Source organism: Chryseobacterium pyrolae, from assembly GCF_025153485.1.
Lineage (GTDB): Bacteria > Bacteroidota > Bacteroidia > Flavobacteriales > Weeksellaceae > Chryseobacterium > Chryseobacterium antibioticum.
The window spans coordinates 1-14124 of the sequence record NZ_JANZQH010000002.1; the positions used below are offsets into that span (position 1 = coordinate 1).

At 36.9% G+C, this 14124-nt stretch carries 10 protein-coding genes; 4 read left to right on the forward strand and 6 right to left on the reverse strand.

Annotated features, from left to right (window positions below; translation table 11 throughout):
• Positions 1-252: 252 nt before the first annotated feature.
• Positions 253-2058, forward strand: coding sequence for an ABC transporter ATP-binding protein (locus NZD88_RS03425; RefSeq protein WP_259827460.1), 1806 nt, complete (start codon positions 253-255; stop codon positions 2056-2058).
• A gap of 181 nt (positions 2059-2239) precedes the next feature.
• Here NZD88_RS03425 and NZD88_RS03430 read toward each other — a convergent pair whose 3' ends face one another.
• Both NZD88_RS03430 and NZD88_RS03435 read right to left on the reverse strand, forming a co-directional pair.
• On the reverse strand, positions 2240-2941 hold the full coding sequence (locus NZD88_RS03430) for a CoA transferase subunit A (RefSeq protein WP_259827462.1): 702 nt from the start codon (positions 2939-2941) through the stop codon (positions 2240-2242).
• A 141-nt stretch (positions 2942-3082) separates the two neighbouring features.
• Complete coding sequence (locus NZD88_RS03435; RefSeq protein WP_259828382.1) at positions 3083-3208, reverse strand: hypothetical protein; 126 nt, start codon at positions 3206-3208, stop codon at positions 3083-3085.
• On the opposite strand from NZD88_RS03435, the gene NZD88_RS03440 reads away from it, so the two are divergent.
• Both NZD88_RS03440 and NZD88_RS03445 read left to right on the forward strand, forming a co-directional pair.
• Positions 3179-3595 carry a DoxX family membrane protein gene (locus NZD88_RS03440; RefSeq protein WP_259828372.1) on the forward strand — a complete coding sequence of 139 codons (417 nt, stop codon included), beginning with the start codon at positions 3179-3181 and terminating at the stop codon, positions 3593-3595. The genes NZD88_RS03435 and NZD88_RS03440 overlap by 30 nt on opposite strands.
• Before the next feature lie 283 nt (positions 3596-3878).
• Entirely contained in the window at positions 3879-5402 is a 1524-nt protein-coding gene (locus tag NZD88_RS03445; RefSeq protein ID WP_259827463.1) for a toxin-antitoxin system YwqK family antitoxin, read from the forward strand.
• Between the two features lie 81 nt (positions 5403-5483).
• Here the strand turns inward: NZD88_RS03445 and NZD88_RS03450 are convergent, their stop codons facing one another.
• Positions 5484-8222, reverse strand: a complete 2739-nt coding sequence (locus NZD88_RS03450) for a fibronectin type III domain-containing protein (protein WP_259827465.1) — start codon at positions 8220-8222, stop codon at positions 5484-5486.
• A gap of 291 nt (positions 8223-8513) precedes the next feature.
• On the opposite strand from NZD88_RS03450, the gene rplS reads away from it, so the two are divergent.
• Positions 8514-8870: a 50S ribosomal protein L19 gene (gene rplS, locus NZD88_RS03455; RefSeq protein ID WP_076505873.1), complete on the forward strand. Its 357-nt coding sequence runs from the start codon at positions 8514-8516 to the stop codon at positions 8868-8870.
• A 302-nt stretch (positions 8871-9172) separates the two neighbouring features.
• Here the strand turns inward: rplS and NZD88_RS03460 are convergent, their stop codons facing one another.
• The 3 genes from NZD88_RS03460 to NZD88_RS03470 form a co-directional block, all read right to left on the reverse strand.
• Positions 9173-10141: an alpha/beta fold hydrolase gene (locus tag NZD88_RS03460; protein WP_259827470.1), complete on the reverse strand. Its 969-nt coding sequence runs from the start codon at positions 10139-10141 to the stop codon at positions 9173-9175.
• 107 nt (positions 10142-10248) lie between these two features.
• Positions 10249-11229: an EamA family transporter gene (locus NZD88_RS03465; RefSeq protein WP_259827472.1), complete on the reverse strand. Its 981-nt coding sequence runs from the start codon at positions 11227-11229 to the stop codon at positions 10249-10251.
• Positions 11230-11357: 128 nt separating this feature from the next.
• Entirely contained in the window at positions 11358-13961 is a 2604-nt protein-coding gene (locus tag NZD88_RS03470; protein ID WP_259827474.1) for a T9SS-dependent M36 family metallopeptidase, read from the reverse strand.
• Positions 13962-14124: the final 163 nt, after the last annotated feature.

Consider the following 14124-nt stretch of genomic DNA (forward strand, 5'->3'; position numbering starts at 1 on the left):
CTAAATGTCAAGGACGGTATCAAGTACCAACAAGGTTTCTATCTTTTTCCTATTGCTTTTTCCAATGATTAATATTTCAAAGATATTTTAACTATTTCAAATGATTTATTCTATTGGACAAACTTATCACAAGGATAACAGTCATTTATAATCTCCGTTTCCAGCCGAATTATATTAATTTTCTTTACCCGAACTCAGGATAGTATTATAAGTCAAAATAATATCTCTAATTTTACAACATTATTGATTAGAATGAAAATACTTTTAAAATACCTTAAGCCTTACCAATGGTTGATCGCCTTTTCTTTGTTTTTGGCAACCATTAATCAGGTTTTTTCTTTATTTGCACCAGCCATTACAGGGAATATCCTGGACAAACTGGTTACGCATCCTAATTTTTTTGATAAGGAAAAACTCTTACCCAGAAATCTGAACCAATATTTATATGGAGAAGGAATTTACCATGGTGTTTTTTACTTTTTAGGATTACTTATTGGAACAGCAATGGTAAGCAGAATTGCTAAAGCTTTTCAGGATTATGCGGTAAGCGTGATCACTCAAAAGTTTGGGGCGAAAATATTTACGGACGGCTTAAAACATTCAATGGCATTGCCTTATCAGGAATTTGAAGATCAAAGGAGTGGTGAAACGTTGTCGATTTTAACGAAGGTTAGGGAAGATACTGTAAAATTCATTACCAGTTTTATTAATATCTTCTTTGGAATTTTAGTCAGCATTATTTTCGTTTCTGTGTATGCTATCCGCCTGCATTGGTCCATTATGCCTGTGTATATCTGCGGGATTTTCCTGATTGCCTTCATTACCAATTTATTGAGTAAAAGAATAAAAAGCATTCAGAAAAGCATTGTTTCGGAAACTACGGCTTTAGCCGGAAGTACTACAGAAAGTTTAAGGAATATCGAAATTGTTAAAAGTTTAGGATTAACCAATCAGGAAGTGATCCGTTTAAATAACAATACGTACAAGATCCTTGGACTTGAACTCAGAAAGGTGAAAAGCATCCGTTCTTTGAGCTTTATTCAGGGAACGATGGTCAATTTTCTTCAACAGATGATCACGATGACCTTATTGCTTTTGATTTTTAAAAATATTGTGACTCCGGGACAGTATTTGTCTTTGATGTTTTATGGTTTTTTCATTTTCGGACCGATGCAGGAAATCGGGAATATCATCATTTCTTACCGTGAGGCAGAAGCTTCTCTTTTTAATTTTGATAACTTAATGAAAAAAGCGGTGGAAGAAAAACCGCTTCATCCCAAACAAATTGGTGCTATTGAGGAACTGGAATTTAAACACGTTTCTTTTAAACATCAGTCTGCTCAATATAAAGCTTTAAATAATATCTCTTTTGATGTTAAAAATGGCGAAACTATTGCTTTTGTGGGCCCAAGTGGTTCGGGAAAAAGTACATTGGTAAAATTACTGGTTGGATTGTACAGACCTCAGGAGGGAAATATTTTTTACAATACGATTAATGGAAAAGAATTTGATTTTGATGAACTGAGAAATCAAATTGGCTTTGTCACACAGGATACTCAGCTTTTTGCAGGAACTATCAGGGAAAATCTTCTTTTTGTCAACCCTAACGCTACAGAATCGGATCTGGAAATTGCTTTACAGAAATCAAGCTGTACTGCATTGTTGGAAAGAGCTGAAAAGGGTATAGAAACTGTGATTGGTGAAGGCGGACTGAAACTAAGTGGTGGAGAAAAACAAAGAATTGCCATTGCCCGGGCGCTTTTAAGAAAACCTCACTTACTGATTTTTGATGAAGCGACTTCAGCTTTAGACAGTATTACTGAAGAAGAAATAACGTCTACTATTAAAGATATTTCAAAAGAAAAGGAACAGATCACCGTACTTATTGCGCATCGTTTAAGTACGATCATGCATGCAGACCGAATTTATGTGCTTGAACGCGGGCAAGTAATAGAAATGGGCTCTCACGATAATCTGATCACCGAAAAAGGATTGTACTACGCCATGTGGCGACAACAGATCGGGGAAAGAAAAATGCTCATTTCACCGGATGCATAACACAAATAAAGCGCTGAAATATTTTCAGCGCTTTTGTTTTTATTACTATTTTAGATACAAAATTTTTTTAACACTAAAGATTAATTAAGAAAATCTTAGATTTTCATCTCCTTTTAACTTCTAATTTCATTTTAATAAAATGATAAAGCTTTTATACCTTTTGTGGTTAAAAATAGAATGTTTATTCTTTTGTTCTCACTGTTCTCTGTTCAATTCTCTTTTCAAATTTTTCACCCTGGAAGATTCTCTGGACCATAATACCCGGAATATGGATCTCGTTAGGATCTAATTCTCCCGGTTCTACCAATTCTTCTACTTCAGCAATTGTAATTTTTGCAGCACCGGCCATAGGATGATTGAAATTCCTTGCAGAACCTTTAAAGATCAGGTTTCCGAGATGATCTCCTTTCCATGCTTTTACGATGGAATAATCTGCTTTGTATGCGTGTTCCAGGATGTGAGGTTTTCCGTCAAAATCTTTTACTTCTTTACCTTCTGCAATTTCAGTTCCGTAGCCTGCCGGGGTATAGAAAGCAGGAATTCCAGCCTGCGCCGCTCTGCATTTCTCTGCTAACGTTCCTTGTGGTGTAAGTTCCACTTCAAGTTCTCCTGACAGCATCTGTCTTTCGAATTCCGCATTTTCTCCTACATAGGAAGAGATCATTTTTTTGATCTGTCTTTTCTGAAGCAGCAGTCCCAATCCAAAATCATCAACCCCTGCATTGTTTGAAATACATGTTACATCTTTCACATCGCTTTCTACCAAAGCATTAATTGAGTTTTCAGGGATACCGCACAAACCAAATCCGCCCAGCATTAAAGTCATTCCATCCTGAATACCTTCGATGGCTTCCTTTGCATTTTTTACTCTTTTATCTATCATGAAATATTAGATTTTTCTGTCCGTTAAATTTAATAAATTTTCTCATATTTACAGCACCCTGGAATTTATTTGAATTTTGATCTGACTTTTTGCAGATTCTGCCCTCATAGTTCAGGTAAATCCTTTATAAACCTAAAAGTTTTAATCTGTAGTACCTGCACCATGGAACAAAATGCTTTCAATAAAACGGGAGATCTTTTTTATGTCATCTGTAGAATAAGCATTGGGCTTTTCTTTTTGATCACGGGCCTCAACAAGCTTTTTCATCCTGTTTTTCAAGGCTATATGCTTAAAACCATCAGCAGTTTAGGCTTCTCCAATCCTCAGTTTATGGCTAATTTTGTTGCTTTTAATGAAGCGTTTTGGGGATTGCTATTATTATTGGGATTGTTAACCAGGTTCAGTTCACTGTCATTAATTGTCATTATGCTTGTTGCGTTAGTCACCAAAGATTTACATTCTATTCCCACTGAACTGGTTCCTCTTGATCCTTCCGTGGGTACCCGTCCTATGGATCATTTCACATGGCTTACCTATTTCTTTTTTCTGCCACAAGTACTGTTTATCATGTTATTGGGCATGTTTTCTCTTTACGGATACAAAGCTTTCGGGATCGATCAATTTATAAAAAAGAGTAAAACTCCTAAGCATTAAAAACAGATCGACACCTATTTTACGTAAGGTTCAATTAGTAATAATTTTTTCTAAAAATTCCGTGATTTTACGGAGCTTTTACGTTTTAAATCCACTTTATTTCTCGGTAAATTGACTTATCTTTGATCCGAAAAACCAATACTAACCACAATTTTATAAAAAAATTATTAGGAGTGGTCCACAGCTGTTTCCGGACCTACTTAGCCTACACCATATAACTATTCAATATCTTCAACCGTACTCTACATTTCAATTAGTAAACCATTTAAACTTTAATAAAGACATGAAAAAATTATTTACATCAGCAGTTCTTGCCCTGATCCTCAGCATCAGTGTCGGTGCACAGGAAAAAGTCTATTTTGATGAAAACTGGGAGAAAACTACTCAAGACAAAATGGAGTTCTATCGTGAAACTGAGAATAAAGGTAAGCTTACTTTGATTAAAGATTTTTATAAAAACGGAAAGCTACAGATGGAAGGTCTTGCTTCGAATGCTACGCCGGGTAGTGAGATCTATGAAGGAAAAGTAACCTGGTACAGCCCTGAAGGCAAAATCTTAAGCACAGGAACATTTTCAAATGGAAAACAGATAGGACCTGCCCAGACTTTTGATGAGAAAGGAAGGCCTTTGGAGGATCTTGTTTACAAAGCAGACGGAACTTTTAAGGGAAAAATGTACACCTATAAGGATCCGGAGCTTTCTTCTTTCTACAACAGCATTACGATCTATGAGAATTCTGATACTTTCAAAACCATAGCCTATGATGAGGATATTAAAGGAATCCGCTATGAGATCACCACGGACAGCAAAGGAAAGTATGAAACTAAATATTACGGCGATAAAGGAAAACATATTGGTACCAGCAATGCAGACAGTTCCGAGGATAATCTGGTGGTAGAATATTATTATAATCCGATGAGGGTATCCAAAATCGAGAAACAGAAAAGTGACGGGACGATAAAGGAGAGCTTGATTTATTCAAAAACCGGGAAAATTCTCCAGGAAGATAAGAAAAGCAAAAAAGACGGCTATAAAACAACCTACGATGAAACAGGTAAGAAAATAGGAAATCTGACCTATGTTTATGATAAGGAATCTAATTATTACAAGCCTCAGGACGGTGAAGATTATCAGTTCAACTATGACTTTTCGGGCTTCACGGCGATTGATGTTTATAAAAACGGTTCTGTAATTCTGAATAAATATTTTGATGACAACGGAAAATTATCTTCTGAAAAAGTTTTAAAAGATGATGTCGTACAGGAAATCAAATATTATCATCCGGATGGAAGACTAAAGGGAACCTTAACCTATAAAGATGATATGCCTTACAGCGGAACTTTGTATGAAGAGCTTAATGAGCAACAGTATAAAGATGGTATTTTAGTGCTTTCAAAATCTTTCAGAGAAGACGAAAAGATAAAATCCGAGAAAAAAATAAATGCCAGGCAAACAGGATATGATTCTACTGTTTATGACGAAAAAGGAGCTGTGGCTTATACCTACAGTCAACCATTGGAGGAAGCGGAAGGTTTCACAGCACAGATCGTACAGTATGTGAAAGGTAAACCAGGCAATAAAGCTGTGGTAAAAGACGGAGTTCTTCAGAGCGGAAAAATTAAATATAAAACGGAATCCGGATTAAAGGAAATGGAGCGCAGTGGAAAATGGATCCTGTTAAAAGTTTATAATGCCGAAGGAAAACTTATTCAGGACTCAAAAATTCTTGCAGAGGCCGAACCACAGGATGTTTATAACGTTTTGAGTACAACGATACAGGAGGATGATCTTCTGTATGAGTTTTAAAATATTTTTTAAGTCTTAATAAAGAATCGGCTGTCTTTTCAAGACAGCCGATTCTTTTATTGCTTTATACTACTCTATTTTTTACTGTATCACCAGTTTTAAAGTAAATAGTTTTCTTGTGTGAACTTTCACGAAGTATACTCCTTTCGGAAGATTTTCATTCACCAGTGAGAAACGTTGATTGTTGATGTTTTTTGATTCATACAACAGCTGTCCTGATGCAGATACAAGCTCGATTTTCTCAATCGGGTAATCACTCTTGATGAAGGTAGGCTCGCCCGGTTTTGTAGGATTCGGGTATAGCACTACATTTTTCTCTGTACTCTTTGTCTCTTCGGTTCCCAGCGTTCCGGATGTCACCTGAAACTGTTTCCTGTTTGAAACTTCTGTGTACGAGTCATTCGTAAACATCACCATATAATAATTCCCTGGCGTTGTAGGAAGTGCGGTTCCCTGGATCGTTTTGGTTCCCTGAGTAACCCCATCGAAATAAGTATAAGAAACAAAGTTATCATCTGGAGTCTGGATATTCTGAGGATAAATTCCCAACCAGTCTTTGATAATTCCCGGAGAATCCGTCCATGAAGCTGTAATATTTTCACCTAATGTATAGACCGGCTTGTTGATCCATAGTTCTGTTACAATATCCCCTACTTTAAAGAATACCGGATCTCCGATTCCTGTATATCCGTCTTCAAGAAGATACTGGGCATAATAATATCCTTTTGGAAGACCTGTAAAATTCAAGGTTCCTGAAGGTGTTGTTACATAACTCCATTTGGTAGCAGCATTAGTTCCCGGTGTCTGTCCCATTTTATAAATTCCAATCCAGTCTTTCACCAAATTCGGTCCGTTGCTGTAATTAATCACAACAGTTCCGCCTACAGGATAGGTATCCGCAGTAGCCAGCAGCTGTACTTTCGGGCCTACATAGAAGTTCTTTCTTCCTGTAATTTCAGTGTACCCTCCATTGGCAAAAAATCCTGCAAAATATTGTCCTTTATTCGCAATACCATTCGTGAAAACAGCTGTTCCTGCCGTTTGCCCGTTCGTATAAAGGAAACTTTGAGAAGTGGTTGTAGCAGGTGTTTGTCCTTTTTTATAGATTCCTACCCAATCCTGCTGATTTCCCGGACCTCCTGTGTAAGTGGCGGTGATAGGTTCAGCTTGCGTATATTCGGTTTTATCTAATGTAAATGTAGGATTGGAAACCACACTTCCGGTCACCTCAAACTGTTTTACATCACTCCAGTCGCTCCATTCCAGGTTTCTGTCTCTGTAACGTACCTTTACATAATAGGTTCCGTTTGAAATAGAGTTCGCAGGAATCGTCGCTTTTGTAATATCAAGTCCCGCGTTTAAGTTTTTCGTTTTATCCGGTGTTCCGTTTCCTTCTTTTCCGAACCAGTTTTCATAGTCGCGGTAGAACTCTTTTTCAATGACAGAAAAATTGGCTGCTTTACTTATCTGAAACTGAGTGGTATTCAGGAGCTCTCCGTTTGATGAGGCAAAAGCACTTCCGTTCAATGTCAAAGGTAAGGTTACCGATGTAGAAAAAGCATTGGTAACAGTGGGTTTTGAAGGCTTTGGTTGGTTTTTATACCTGTGGAAGGTATCTACCAGTTCATTATACTTCTTATTATAAATTCCACCAATTGAGTAACTTTCTATATCTACTTTTCCGGTCTGTACATCTACTTCCACGATCTGGTAAGTCCAGTCTGTAAGGGTTTTCTGTACATCGTCAAAATCCTGCTCATTAGACATTCCCCAATACTGATCCCATGCCGTTCCTCCGGAAATGATCTGGTAATTCGGGGTATCTTTTAACTGTCCTCTGTGATACAGGTGATGGTGAGCTCCAACATGCATTAAATATTTATTGGAAGTCGTCAGCAACGGTACTGCATTGTTTCTTACCCATGTAGAAATATCTCCTACATATTGTTCTGCCTGATACGGTCTGTGACTTAAAGAAATGATCCAGTCTACTGTAGGATCACCATTTGCTTCATTCAGGATCTGAGAAAGCCAGGTTTGTTGTGCAGTACCTGTATGTTCAGAGCTTAAGCTGACAAACAGAACGTTTCCTGCCTGCTGTGCATAGTAGTTTTCATTTCCAGATGCAATGTTTTTATATTTAATTTCATCGATATAGAAATGAGCATAATAAGAATTCATTCCAAGCGTTCCGTAAGTCTCATGGTTTCCTACCGTTGTCTGAATAGGAAGATAAGGTGACAGTTTGATATTCTTTTTAAAATGAACATTCTCATAATGATCCAGCGTACCAACGTCTACCTGATCTCCCACCATAAAGGTAAGGGCAATATTATCTGAAGGGTCAGAATTGGCTCCAAACTTCTGCTTTAATTTTTTATAAGCATTTAAAGTAAGGGAATCGTATCTTGGTTCCGCTTTGATCTGGTTGTCGCCCATGATCAGGAAACGTATTTTTCCGTCTGCGGTAACAGGCTGCCCTGGCAGAGGAAGTGTTCTGAAATTATAAACCGAAGATTCGCTGTTTCCTGTCTTTATTTTATAATAGTATTTGGTGTTTGGCTGCAGGCCTGCAACCTTCGCGGTATGGTAATAATAATTGTTGTTGTACCCTGTATCAGAAAAAATGTTGGTTGTTCCGGTAACAGTGACATTTAGGCTGGTTGGAGAGGTTCCGTAGATCACAGTTGTTTCGTTATCGGAAGCTGTTTTCCAGTTGACAATCATCGAATTTGGCGTCGGATTCTGCAGGTAGGGAAACAGAGCCTGCCCGAATGCCATCTGGACGGCAAAACAGAAAAAGAAGAAATAATGTTTCATAATAGTTTACTTTTGTATAGATTTATTTCGATTTGTAAATCAGGTCCTTAAAAAAATAATAACCTGATTTTTTAATTTCGGGCAAAAGTAGACTTCCTATATAAACTGTAGCTGTTGGGAATTTAAAAGAACTGTTAATTTTAAGGCGGATTTGGGGTAAAAAAATTATAGTTTTTAGTACATTAATTATTTGGTGGAATCAAAAACTATTTTGTATCTTTGCGACCTGTTATTCAACCTCTGACGAAGAACGTGTAAGTTGCTTAGCTTTAACATTTTATTTTATTAAAAATGGATTTATTAAAGTACGTACAAGATCAGTACATTACTAAAAAAGATTTCCCTGAATTCAAAGCAGGAGACACAATTACTGTGTATTACGAAATTAAAGAAGGACAAAAGACCAGAACTCAGTTCTTCAAAGGTACCGTTATTCAATTGAGAGGTACTGGAGCTACAAAAACATTCACAATCAGAAAAATGAGTGGTGATGTAGGTGTAGAAAGAGTATTCCCTATCAACATGCCTGCGCTTCAAAAAATTGAAGTTGACAGAAAAGGTAGAGTTAGAAGATCTAGAATTTATTACTTCAGAGACCTTAGAGGTAAGAAAGCTAGAATCAAAGACGCTGCTTACAAGAAAAAGTAATTCAGACAACAATACATACAAAAAGAGGCTGTTCATATTTGAGCAGTCTCTTTTTATTTTCTTTTTTGAGTTTTCTATTCCTGGTTTGTATATGGGCAAGGATTTTTATTCGTTATACGATTCCACAACTTATCAAAGACATTCATTGGAAGGCTTCGACTCCGCTCCGCCTGACAGTAGAGAGAATAACTGTGTATAATATCGTCATTATCACTTAGCAAAGGCTAAATTTTTATCGATAAATTATGTTTACATTCTTTCAAAATGACAAAATTTGGACTGATTCAAAATATCAAATCAGTTTACTTAATAAAATCATACAAAGTATTCCAAAACTTATCATAAACTTCTATATGAGGAAGATGCCCTACATTTTCAAATTCCACTAATTTTGATCCATCAATTTCATGTTGTGTCTTTTTACCCAGTTCCTGATACTGTCCCATTTTAGGCTGTAGCTCTTTAGGCGCTCTGTCCTTTCCTATTGCCGTTCTGTCTCTTGTTCCAATGATAAGCAATGTAGGTACTTTTATATTTTTAAATTCATAACAGACAGGCTGGTTATAGATCATATCTGAAGTCAGGGCTGCATCCCAGGCTACCTGGGGATAATCCTTATGAAGCGTCCATCCGGCGATAAGGTCAAGCCACGGCTGGTATTCCTCTTTCCACTTATTATCGTAGTAGAATTTCAGCTGATAGTTTTTGTAGGTTTCAGCCGTATTTTTCAATTCCGATTGATAGGCCTGATCTACAGTCTGATAAGCTGCAAAAGTTTTATAATCTTCCAATCCAATAGGATTTTCAAGAATTAGTTTCTGGACTTTTTCAGGATAAAGGAGCGTAAATCTGGTTGCTATCATCCCTCCCATGGAATGCCCCAATACGATTGTTTTATCAATCTGAAGCTTGTCCAATATAGCTTTTGTATTTTCAGCCAGCTGCGAAAAAGAAAACTGATAGCTTTGAGGTTTTGAAGATTTTCCAAATCCTATCTGATCCGGAATAATAACTCTGAATCCCTTTTCAGAAAGGTCTTTCGCCGTTTTCCCCCAATAGGCTCCATTAAAATTTTTCCCATGGAGAAGCATGATGGTTTTACCGTTAGGCTTTTGGGGTTGTACATCCATATAAGCCATCTTCAGGTCGTTATTTTGAGACTTAAAATCTATATAATGAACTTCGTACGGGTATTGATATTCGGATAGCATTGCATCCAGTGGTTTTACTTGTGAAAATAGTAACGTAGGTACAACTGATATCAAGATCATTACTATTGTTTTTCTGAAATATTTCATGAAGAACTTTATTTTAAATATTAAAATTAAAAAAACCGATCCAAAAGGAACGGTCTTTAATATTATTTATGATTATTTTTTTATGCTACTTCTACTACTTTCAGTTCTTTTTTTGCAGGAAGATTCATCAGAACAATGGCAAAAAGGATAAGAATGATTCCTCCCCACTGTATCAACAAAACTTTTTCGCCTAATAAAACGAAAGCCATCGTTACTGAAACCGGAAGTTCCAATGATGAAACAATACTTCCCAGCCCAAGTCCTGCATTCGGAAAACCTACATTGAATAAGATCGGCGGAATAATCGTTCCAAACAAAGCTAAAACAAATCCGTACGTCCAGAATATTGAATAATTAAATGAGTGGATATGCTCTGTATTTTCCGTAAAATTAAGATATACTGACTTCAACCCGTCAAAATACATTGGTCCGATCTGAGCAAAAAACAAAAATGCAAATACCACCACTGCCCCACCACAAAGCATGACAATACTTTTCCTGAATACCGGCAGACGTGTAGCCAGTGTATTGGATGTAAACATAGTCATTGTATAGGACGCTGCAGCCATTAAGCCCCAAAAAATCCCGTGCCAGTCAAGCTCTATATCCATATTGATCAGATTAGTAGCCAATATAGTACCTACCAGTACAATGATCACGGAGACTACTTTTCTTGCATTGGGTAATTTTCTTGTTATAAAACTTTCTACCACAACACTAAACCAAACAGACTGCATCAACAGGACAATCGCTATGGAAACATTGATATACTGAACCGCAATATAATAGAACAGACTCGTACACCCTAAAGATGTTCCTGCAATCATCAACATTCTCACTTCTTTGGCACTTGGAGATGAAAGTTTTTGTTTTGATGTGATCGTCTGAATGAAATTCAGGATCAAAAGTCCAACAATTCCCAGCAAAAACTGAGAAGTAGTGACTTCAGAGGTAGTATAACCATCCTGATAAGCCATTTTTACAAATGTAGCCAGCATTCCGTATATACTAGCCCCAATTCCTACGAATAAAACCCCCTTGAGTATATTTTTCTTCTTCATAATTTTTTTTACAGCTTGCAAAGTTACGACATAATAATGGAAATATCCAGAGAGGTCAATATGATAGATAAACAAAATCGCCGCAAGCTTGCTTGCGGCGATTCTCAAAAAATTGATTTATGTAATAATTATTTTTTAACGATTACTTTAGATGAAGCCTCGAAACCAAGGCCTTTTACTTTCACCATATAAGTTCCGTTTATTAATTTATTTGTAGAAACAGCTTTTTTGGCATCCGGAGAAATTTTATCTTCTGAAGAAACCATCTTTCCTGACATATCATAGATTTCTAAGCTTACTTTTCCAATAGTGCTGCTTGGGAAGTTGATGTAAAACTCATCTTTAGCAGGGTTTGGATAGATAGAGATCTTATTTTTAACAGCCTGTACCTCTTCTGTTGACAATGCAGCACATCCTTCAGGAAGGGTGAAGCTTTCAGTCTGATCGTTGATGTTCGTCATAGATCCCGCTGTAGCACCTACTCCTAATCCTCTCTTTGCAAAAACTCTCCAGATCATACATTTATCTACTCCCGCTGTTGTTGCCAATTCAGCCTGAAGAATAGCATCTCTACCATTAATAAAATTGGGGTTACATACCTGAAGCTTCAGTGCGTTTGTTACCAGTTGAAGCACTCTTGCACTTCCGCTGGTAGCGTTAGCTGTTACATCAGATGCATAGCCGTATTTTTCAACGTATTTCCAGTTTAGATCCCATAACATGCTAGCCCAGATGAATCCGATAGAGTGTGAATCAGGTACGATATTTCCACTCTGGTTCGTATACTCCATACCATTTGTATCCCCATAAGTATAATCATTAATGCCGAAATCTGGAGAATACTTTGCGGGTCTGATACCTCCGCCTGTTGGAGTTTGTCCCGCAGCATAAGTAGCCATACCCCTAGCAACTGAAGCATTATCTCCAGGTCTATTGGTTAGCATGAGAGCGAAAAAGTCTGACCATCCCTCTCCCATCTGTTCTTTACTTGAACTTGAGCTTAAGCAGGTATATCCGTTTCCTGTTAATCTGTTAGAAATCCCATGTCCATACTCATGAGTGATGATACCATTGTCAAAACTTCCATCTGGCGTTACAGCAGAAGCAGGATCATTTTTCAGTGTCACATTTACTGTTGTATTTGCAGCAAGCTGAGTTTTGATATATTCACCTTCAGGATTTAAGATAATTACTGACGGAATTGTAATCGTAGCATCAGCTCCCGACATCTGTGTAGGGAAATTTGTAGCTCCTACATTATTATATATAATAGCACCAATAGCTCCTGCATCCTGTGCATTTTTCACTTTCAATGTGAATGGACAGTTTGTACCACCTCTTTCCATCAATCCAATTTTCCCGGTAAGAGATCCTGCCGGAAGTGCTGTACAACCATCAATTACCGAAGCAAGCTGCACATTACCAGTAACTCCTACAGCATCTAATGCAGGTCCAAACTGAGCAGTCCCAATGGCTGGATTTCGGCCAGTTGCTGCACCTGGGGTATTATAATAGAATAATTGATTCACTGTAGACCATAAATACATCTGCATAGTTGGTCTAGTTCCATCCATGGGTGTTGCAAAATTGGCATTATTACTTCCACCACCATCTTGTGCTTCAGCTTTTACATAATCATTTCCAGCACCTCCATTTGTAAAATTATTCTGTTGGAAATTTCTGGCTGATTCGGTAAATCCAAATTTATAAAATACATCATGAATCCTATTATTTACATAAAATAAATTGGTAATCGAAGCATTTTGATTGCTAAAAGAATCTGCATGAATATTAAAAGGAAAATCAAAATTCCGAGAAGCACCCCCATCTGCCGATATACCACTATTTAAGCCACCCGCATCTTCATATGCATGCACATTATTCCCTCTTGTAGAAGTATAATGAGTAGTTCCGTCAGAATGCCATCCTTCTGGTGAAGATGCCAACATCCAAGGATTTGAAACAAGAGATCTATTACCGAATGTAGGAGCTTCTATAGGAAATGGAAATACATTGTACGAAGCATTGTCAGGTACTAAAAAAGCAGCTGCTTGGTTTAATGAATTGATAGGTCCTATAAGTTGATTCTGAGCTACACTTTCATGATCGTGAGAATAAGCACCGTGTTCAAAATTACATGATAAATTTAAATCAAGCTTACTGATAATCTCTCCTGTAGAAGCATTGACCAAGATATTCCAGTAGCTTTCAGATTTTGGCTCTCTTAAAGAATACTCATAGGCAAGTTTTAAATCACCTCTGTCTTCAACATATACCAGCCTTTGTTTTGCTGCACTTCCTGTTACAGGCTCAGATTCAGAAAAACCAATAATAGTCAGATTTGATATCTCATCTTTTCTTAAATCTTTTGCAATAGCCTGAAGTGCTTCACTTTTAGTAACTGTTGTATTTTTAGGAGCAGATACAGAATAATCTTTTACAAAGTTATCTGTGTAGTACACTATTTTGTTATCCCTGACAAGGGCTGTTCCTACAGAGCTGTACACCGGCAAACCATTATACATCTGTTGGAACTTTACAACATCTCCGTTCATTGACTTTGAAGAATCAACATTGTCAATAACGAAACTGGTAAGATCGTTTTTCTTATATTCTCTCGTCTTGTTTTGAGAAATATAATCTTTAACTAACTTCTCGTTATCTTGTGAAAATAAACTAGAAGGAAACACTGCGAATGCAGCAAATAAAAGAGGTAGAGTTATCTTTTTCATTTTTACTAATAAAGGCGCTAATGTACAAATAATTCACAATTAATAAACTTTTTTAAGAAATTATTTATAAAAATAAAATATTTAATCCAAAGAACTCTCATTGCTGGGATTTTTATCATTTCCACAATTAAGCTATAGCAGATCATTTCATGCTAAAAACTGT

What these genes read in the sequence shown, in the direction of transcription:
- NZD88_RS03425 (WP_259827460.1), top strand. Translation starts at nt 253, where the DNA reads ATGAAAATACTTTTAAAATACCTTAAGCCTTACCAATGGTTGATCGCC.
- NZD88_RS03430 (WP_259827462.1), bottom strand. Translation starts at nt 2,941, where the DNA reads ATGATAGATAAAAGAGTAAAAAATGCAAAGGAAGCCATCGAAGGTATT.
- NZD88_RS03435 (WP_259828382.1), bottom strand. Translation starts at nt 3,208, where the DNA reads ATGAAAAAGCTTGTTGAGGCCCGTGATCAAAAAGAAAAGCCCAATGCT.
- NZD88_RS03445 (WP_259827463.1), top strand. Translation starts at nt 3,879, where the DNA reads ATGAAAAAATTATTTACATCAGCAGTTCTTGCCCTGATCCTCAGCATC.
- NZD88_RS03450 (WP_259827465.1), bottom strand. Translation starts at nt 8,222, where the DNA reads ATGAAACATTATTTCTTCTTTTTCTGTTTTGCCGTCCAGATGGCATTC.
- rplS (WP_076505873.1), top strand. Translation starts at nt 8,514, where the DNA reads ATGGATTTATTAAAGTACGTACAAGATCAGTACATTACTAAAAAAGAT.
- NZD88_RS03460 (WP_259827470.1), bottom strand. Translation starts at nt 10,141, where the DNA reads ATGATCTTGATATCAGTTGTACCTACGTTACTATTTTCACAAGTAAAA.
- NZD88_RS03465 (WP_259827472.1), bottom strand. Translation starts at nt 11,229, where the DNA reads ATGAAGAAGAAAAATATACTCAAGGGGGTTTTATTCGTAGGAATTGGG.
- NZD88_RS03470 (WP_259827474.1), bottom strand. Translation starts at nt 13,961, where the DNA reads ATGAAAAAGATAACTCTACCTCTTTTATTTGCTGCATTCGCAGTGTTT.